The sequence below is a fragment of the Kitasatospora sp. MBT63 genome (genome assembly GCF_000710465.2).
In the GTDB taxonomy this organism is placed as follows: domain Bacteria; phylum Actinomycetota; class Actinomycetes; order Streptomycetales; family Streptomycetaceae; genus Kitasatospora.
In genome coordinates this window covers 10,070-16,182 of the sequence record NZ_JAIZ01000543.1, presented here as the reverse complement: position 1 = coordinate 16,182, position 6,113 = coordinate 10,070, and the positions used below count along the sequence as shown (strand labels likewise).

Annotated in this window: 8 protein-coding genes; 4 read left to right on the top strand and 4 right to left on the bottom strand. The window is 73.7% G+C overall.

The window, feature by feature from the left end; genetic code table 11:
* Positions 1–250 precede the first annotated feature (250 nt).
* The gene (locus AA75_RS28900; RefSeq protein WP_033823224.1) at positions 251–829 is read left to right on the top strand and encodes a TetR/AcrR family transcriptional regulator; all 579 of its coding nucleotides are present in this window, start codon (positions 251–253) and stop codon (positions 827–829) included.
* Between the two features lie 62 nt (positions 830–891).
* On the opposite strand, the gene AA75_RS28895 is transcribed toward AA75_RS28900, so the two are convergent.
* Positions 892–1,431, bottom strand: a complete 540-nt coding sequence (locus AA75_RS28895) for a MepB family protein (RefSeq protein ID WP_033823232.1) — start codon at positions 1,429–1,431, stop codon at positions 892–894.
* Between the two features lie 51 nt (positions 1,432–1,482).
* On the opposite strand from AA75_RS28895, the gene AA75_RS28890 reads away from it, so the two are divergent.
* Positions 1,483–1,845, top strand: coding sequence for a hypothetical protein (locus AA75_RS28890; RefSeq protein ID WP_051813630.1), 363 nt, complete (start codon positions 1,483–1,485; stop codon positions 1,843–1,845).
* 99 nt (positions 1,846–1,944) lie between these two features.
* On the opposite strand, the gene AA75_RS28885 is transcribed toward AA75_RS28890, so the two are convergent.
* Complete coding sequence (locus AA75_RS28885) at positions 1,945–2,397, bottom strand: ATP-binding protein (protein WP_055731257.1); 453 nt, start codon at positions 2,395–2,397, stop codon at positions 1,945–1,947.
* A gap of 390 nt (positions 2,398–2,787) precedes the next feature.
* Here AA75_RS28885 and AA75_RS28880 point away from each other — a divergent pair, with 390 nt between their 5' ends.
* Entirely contained in the window at positions 2,788–4,068 is a 1,281-nt protein-coding gene (locus AA75_RS28880) for a hypothetical protein (RefSeq protein WP_033823223.1), read from the top strand.
* A 235-nt stretch (positions 4,069–4,303) separates the two neighbouring features.
* On the opposite strand, the gene AA75_RS28875 is transcribed toward AA75_RS28880, so the two are convergent.
* Together AA75_RS28875 and AA75_RS28870 are read right to left on the bottom strand one after the other, a co-directional pair.
* The gene (locus AA75_RS28875; RefSeq protein WP_158515578.1) at positions 4,304–4,822 is read right to left on the bottom strand and encodes a hypothetical protein; all 519 of its coding nucleotides are present in this window, start codon (positions 4,820–4,822) and stop codon (positions 4,304–4,306) included.
* A gap of 29 nt (positions 4,823–4,851) precedes the next feature.
* Positions 4,852–5,292: a helix-turn-helix transcriptional regulator gene (locus AA75_RS28870; RefSeq protein ID WP_033823221.1), complete on the bottom strand. Its 441-nt coding sequence runs from the start codon at positions 5,290–5,292 to the stop codon at positions 4,852–4,854.
* 209 nt (positions 5,293–5,501) lie between these two features.
* Between AA75_RS28870 and AA75_RS28865 the strand changes: the two genes are divergently transcribed.
* Positions 5,502–6,059, top strand: a complete 558-nt coding sequence (locus AA75_RS28865; protein ID WP_051813626.1) for an RNA polymerase sigma factor — start codon at positions 5,502–5,504, stop codon at positions 6,057–6,059.
* Positions 6,060–6,113 lie beyond the last annotated feature (54 nt).

Here is a 6,113-nt window from a genome sequence, read left to right as displayed (position 1 = left end):
GGAGGGCGGAACGGAGGATCGAGCGGCAGGTCGGACCGGGGCCGGGCGCGCGGGGCATGCGGGGGCGGACCGACCGCGGGCGGCAGCGGGCGGGCGGTCCGCGGGCCGGAACCGGCCCGGCGGTGTGCGGGGGATCCCGGCCGGACGGCGGCAGGGCGAGGTCGGGGCCTCACTGGTAAAGTTGAGGCATGCCTCCAGATTAGCGGAGGCACCCCTCCGGTTCAAGCCGGGTGTCCGAGATGAGGTCCGCGTGCCGGAACAGGTCGTCGTCCACGAGTTCCTCGCGGCCCAGCGCCCGCGCCGCGCCGACGCCGCGCGCAACTTCGACGCGCTGCTCGCCGCCGCCCGCGACGCCTTCGCCGAACACGGCGCCGACGCCTCCTTGGAGGACATCGCCCGCCGCGCCGGCGTCGGCATCGGCACCCTCTACCGCAACTTCCCCACCCGCCGGCACCTCTTCGAAACCGTCTACGCCAACGAGGTCAACGACCTCGGCGTGGTCGCCGCCGAGCTCGCCGGCGAGCCGCCGTGGGAGGCACTGGCCGCCTGGCTGCGCCGCTTCGTCTCCTACGCCCTCACCAAGCGCGCCATCCGCGAGGCCCTGGCGGGCGAGGAGACCGACGTCTTCCTGGCCTGCCGCCAGTCCATGTACGACGCCGGCACGCCCCTGCTGACCCGCGCCCAGGAGGCCGGCGAGGTACGCCCTGACATGGACATCGACGACCTGCTGCGCCTCGTCTCCGGCGTCAGTACGGTCGCCTTCCCCGACGACGAACAGCGCGACCGGGTGCTCGGCATCGCCCTCGACGGCATCCGCGCCAGGCGCTGAGCCCGGGGCGCTGAGCCCGGGCCCCGGGCACGGGCATGCGGACCGCCCCTTGCGGCCCCGGGTCAGTCCCGCGCGCGGTACAGCGCCCGCGCCCGGACCAGGTCGACGGGGCCCCCTTCGGGGACCGGCAGGAAGAACTCCAGCTGCCAGGCCTGGGCGGCGCGGGCCTGGCGGTTGGTCGTGGTGACCCACGGCGGGTAGACCCGGAACGCCCGCTTCCCGCCCACCCCGTCACGGGACAGGACGTCCCGCTCGCCCAGCGCCGCGCACGGGAGGACGAACTGCCCGAACTGCCCGCCGTCCCGCGAACTGATCACCACCAGGTCGAGGTCGTCGGCGGTGTCGAAGGGCCGGATCGGCCCGCGCGGATCGGGCCGCTTCCACACCGTGACGAACTGGCCCGCCTTGGCCGGAGTGGTCCGCGCCGCCCGGAACCGCACCGCGCGGCCGTCCAGGTCGAACCCGTACGCCGCGTACTGCGCGCTCTCCGCCTCCGCCACCGGCGGGGAGCACGCCAGCCCGGCCGGGTCGTAGACCCGGGCCTTCGCCGCCAGCAGGTCCGGGTGCAGATCGCCGGACCAGGTCCGGGGTTCGTTCGACATGCCGCCATCCTGGCAGGCCGCACCGACGGCGGACGGGGGGATACTGGGCGGATGCGCAGGGCCTACGTCCATGAGGCGGTCGTGGTACTGGCGGCGGGCGGCGACGTCCGGGCCCTCGGGGCCGCCGTCACCGTCGCGCTGTGCGGGCACTGGGACCACGAACCGCCGTGCCCACTCGCCCCCCACCACACCGCCGTCGAGCCGTCCACCGACGCCCGGGTACGGCTGCGGGTGCTCTTCGCGGCCGAACCGGCCGCCGAGGCGGAGGTCCGCGAGCGGATCGAGGCGGCGCTGCGCGGCGGAGCGCTGGAAGGCCCGGACGGCGTCACGACCCGCTGGCGGCCCGCCGGCTCCCGGCCCGGCGCGATCCGGCCGGACGAGGCCGAGCACGCCGAACGGCTGGTACGGAGCTGAGCGACGGGACCGACCGGTACGGCCCCTGCGGACACCGGGCCTGACGGTCCGTCGTCCCGCCGGCCGGTCACCACGACCGCGCCTGCCCGGACCCTGGCCTCAGCCGCGGTCCTCCCGGCGGCGGGGATCCTCCGCCTCCGGGCCCGCGGCGGGGACGGAACGGCGCAGCGTCACGACCGTGCCCCCACCGGGCGGGAAGGCGTGGTCGACGCTGTCCATGTAGTGGCGCATCAGCAGCAGTCCCCGGCCGCCCGGGAGCAGCAGCCGCTCGGGCGCGCGGGGGTCGGGACAGGCGGCCGGGTCGAAGCCCGGGCCGTCGTCGGTGACCGTCGCGGTGATCCGGCCGTCCGAGACCTCGAGGTCCAGCAGGACGGGACGCCCGGCGCCGTCGAGGGTGCGGCCGTGCCGCAGGGCGTTGGCGACCGCCTCCAGGATCGCCACCAGCACCTGGTTGCAGACCTCGGGCCCGGCGTCGACGGCCGCCAGCTCGGTGCAGACCGCCTGTTCGACGGCGGGCAGATCGGGTGACTCCCGGTCGATGGCCAGCCTCACGGGCCACCGCGCCCGGGGCATCGGCGACCGCGCTCCGGCGGGCGCGGGGGCCGGGGGTGGCTGCGGGGCACGGCGCTCTCCCGTCGACGGCGGGCCCGCGTTCGCCTCCAGCGGGACAGCACACATGGTGGTCCACGCCTGTCGCCCGCCACCGCGGACGACACCCCGGCGACACGAACGAGTGAACGGCCCGCACCCGCGGACGCGGGCTGCAGCGCGGGCGGGCCGTCGCACGGGCGAACATTTCCCCTCCCTCCCGCGATGCTTCGACCGCGGAGCGTGGTCGCTGTCCTAGCGTGGGACCACTCGCGGCCGGGACCGGCCGCCGAATCCCTCCGCACCGCAGCGCCGGATCCGGCGGAGGTCCGCCGTGGCCGAAAGGGAACGACCATGCAGGTAGCCGTCAGCCGTACCCGACTCGGCAGGGCTGCCCTGGCCGCCTGCGGGGTCTCGGTGCTGCTCGCCCCGTCCGCGGTCGCCGCGGCCTCGGAGCCCGGTACGCCCGGGGGAGTCCGGGGCGAGGTGGTGACCGTGACGACCGTGAAGGTCGGCGCCCCGGGGAACCCGGCGGTCGCCGTCGTCCCGTTCACCGACGCGATCTACCGGACCTGCGCCGACGCGCCACCGGACACCTCCGGGTGCCTGATGGTCGGCGGCGTCCGCGACCCGTACGAGATCGGGGAGTTCGAGGTCACCATCGGACAGTGGGTGGCCTTCCTGAACACGGCCGACCGCCGGGGACGGGACCCGCACGGCCTGTACGACCGGAGCGAGAGCTCCTCGGCGTGGCCCAAGTACGGCCCGATCGAGTTCTCCGCCGCGGCGGCCGACGGCCACCACTACACCGTGGCGTACCCCGAGTGGGCGGACAAGCCGTACGGCTTCGCCGACTTCCTCAAGGCGGCCCGCTTCGTCAACTCGCTCCACAACGGCCGGCTGGTCTCCCGGCAGTCCGGCGTCCGGGACGGGCACGACTACGTCAGCTACCAGGTCGAACTCTCGCCGCAGACCGAGCGCGGCATGTACGACCTCGCCCGCCCCGATGCCACCCGCGCGCAGGACTCCGGCTTCGTCGTCCCGAGCCAGGACGAGTGGATCAAGGCGGCGTACTACGACCCGAGCGGCGGCGGCACCTACTCCTACTGGAAGTACCCCACCAACCCCGGTGTCTTCGGGGACGGCGACGCCACCGCACCCGCGCCCACCGTCCTCGACCCCGCCACCGGCGACGTCACCAACGCGGCCACCCAGCCGCTGGCCTCGTACCACGCGAGCAACCTGCCCGCTCCGAGCTGGTGCCCGGGCCAGGTGCAGCCCGTCACCTGCGCGACCGTCAACCCCTTCGGGCTGGACCCCATCGCGTACCGGATGCTCTACCAGGGCAGCCTCAGCACCGTCGGCCAGGCCAGGACCACCTCGCCCTGGGGCACCCTCGACCAGGGCGGCAACGCGGTCGAGTGGACCGACACCATCACCCCGCCCCCGGCCGGCGGGGACTCCGCACGGGTCTGGCGCCGGGAACACGGCGGGGTGTCCAACGCCCCGGCGTACCAGATGTGGCCCTCCGCGGTGGGTCTCCAGCCGCAGGACAACCCCTTCTTCAGCCACACCTACCCGTGGCTCGGCTTCCGCGTCGGGGTGATCGGCGACCTCGGGCCCTGCGCCCCCTGAGCGGGCGGACGGGACATCAGGCCACCGTCGGGGGACGCTTAGCGGTCCCGCCACCGTGGCCCTCGTGAACGGCGCGGGAGACCGGCCCGGGAACGAGCAGAGGTGCCCGGAGCGGTCGATCGGAGACCGGGGCCCCGGCCGGGCGGTCCCGCCCGCCTCCGCAGCTCCGAATCCAGCCCGCTCCGCCGACGCCCCGCCGACGCCCCGCCGCGCCTGCCGTGCCCGCCGGGCGTCGTCAGTCGTGGGCCGGGGGGCGGGTGGTGTCCGGGGTGGTTCTGGCCGGGGGGACCGGGAGCGGGGTGCCGTCCCGCATCACCTCCTGGACCAGGCCGTTCCAGTCCGAGGAGAGGTCGGCGTAGTCGGCGGTGGTGGCCGCGGCGGCCCGGCGGGCCTCCGTGAGGTCGTCCCTGGCTGTCAGGAGCAGCCCCAGCAGGGAGTCCACCCCGTTGCGCTGCCGCTGCTGCTCCTGGATCTGCCGTCCGAGGGCGGCCAGGTCCAGGGCGAGGGCGTCGTGCTCCGCGGCGGCCCTCGACTGCTCGGAGAGCACGAAGGCCAGCTGGGTGTGGAGCTGGTCGTCGGCCCGGTGGACCCAGTGGCGGACCTTGGCGAGGGCGAGTTCGGTGGCGGTCAGGACCGCGAACAGGAAGCCGGTCAGCGGGGGGATCCAGGGCGTCTCGCGGCCCGCCACGACGGCGAGCGCCAGGCCGAGAACGGACATCGAGACTCTGACGACGGTTGGTGCGAATCTGGCCACGCTGACCTTCACCTCATTCCGGCACGACGTCAGCCCGCATTCTCCTCCCGTTGCCCGTGCTGCATGGTGATCGCCTGCGAGATGGTGGCGAGCAGGAATTTCCGGATCACGGGGTCGGTAATGCCCCAGGCGTCGGCCGCTTCCTCTGGGCTGATGGCCTGTGAGCGTACTCTCAACGGAAGGCTGTTGGCGGAATCTCGGGAAATAACGCCGCCGCGGACCAAGAGGTCCCGCAGTTCGACATGTACCGCGTAGGCGATCTGCTCGAACTGCGACGGACGGGGGAGCGTGTCCCCCCGCAGCATCCGGCCCACGGCTGACGCGCTCATTCCGACGTCCTTGGCGAGCGCGGCCCGGCCGCCCGCGCCGGGGCGCAGATCGTATCCCGCGCGTTCGGCGGCCTCGTGGACGGCCGCACCGAAACGGCGGGCCGTGGAGCGTCCGGGATCTTCGTCAATGGTGGGTGGCATGCGGGCAGACTACCGCGCCGCCACGGAGCGGCCATTCACCTTGCGCGCATGCAAGCCTGTACGGGATTCCCCTTGATTACCGGGGATTGGCTCGGGATTATCGATTTCCTTGCTTGCATGCGTGCAAGGGTGTTAGCGTCTGCGCCTACCCCGCAGAGGGGTCGGAGCGGACCGGGGAGGAAGCCCTGACACGCAGCAACGTCGACCGCATGTCGATGCTCATCGATCTCGCGCAGGCCGGCGATCCGGCCGCCTGGAGCGAGTTGTACCGCCGCCACCGAGGCCCGTTGCTGGCCTATCTCCTGCGCCGGACGCAGGGGAACGAAGCACTCGCCGAGGACCTGACGCAGGAGACCTTCGTGCGGGCGATGCGCTCGATCCGCGGATACCGGTGGACCGGCACGGACTTCTCCGCATGGCTGGTCACCATTGCGAAGAATCTGCTGAAGGATCATGTACGGCGGAGGTCGTCCATTGCCGAGGTGCTGGTTCTCGAGATGCCCGAGATGGATGCGGGAGTGCGCGTGGAGAGCGCGGTCATCGCGGCATTCGACGGCGCGGCCGATGCGGCCAGGCTGGCTATTGCCATGACAAAATTGACCGCCGCCCAGCGGGAGATGCTGCGAATGCGCTACTGGGAGGGTCTGACGTCCGAGGAGATCTCCCGCTTGACCGGCCGGCGGGTGGGGGCGGTCAAGACGCTCGGATACCGCGCCAGGGTGAGGCTCCGCAAGGAATTGGTGGGCGCCGGCCGGGGGGACCGGTGAATCCGCGGGCCGGCGGCTCTCGCCGGCCGGTCATCCGTCGTCGCCGCGCTCCGC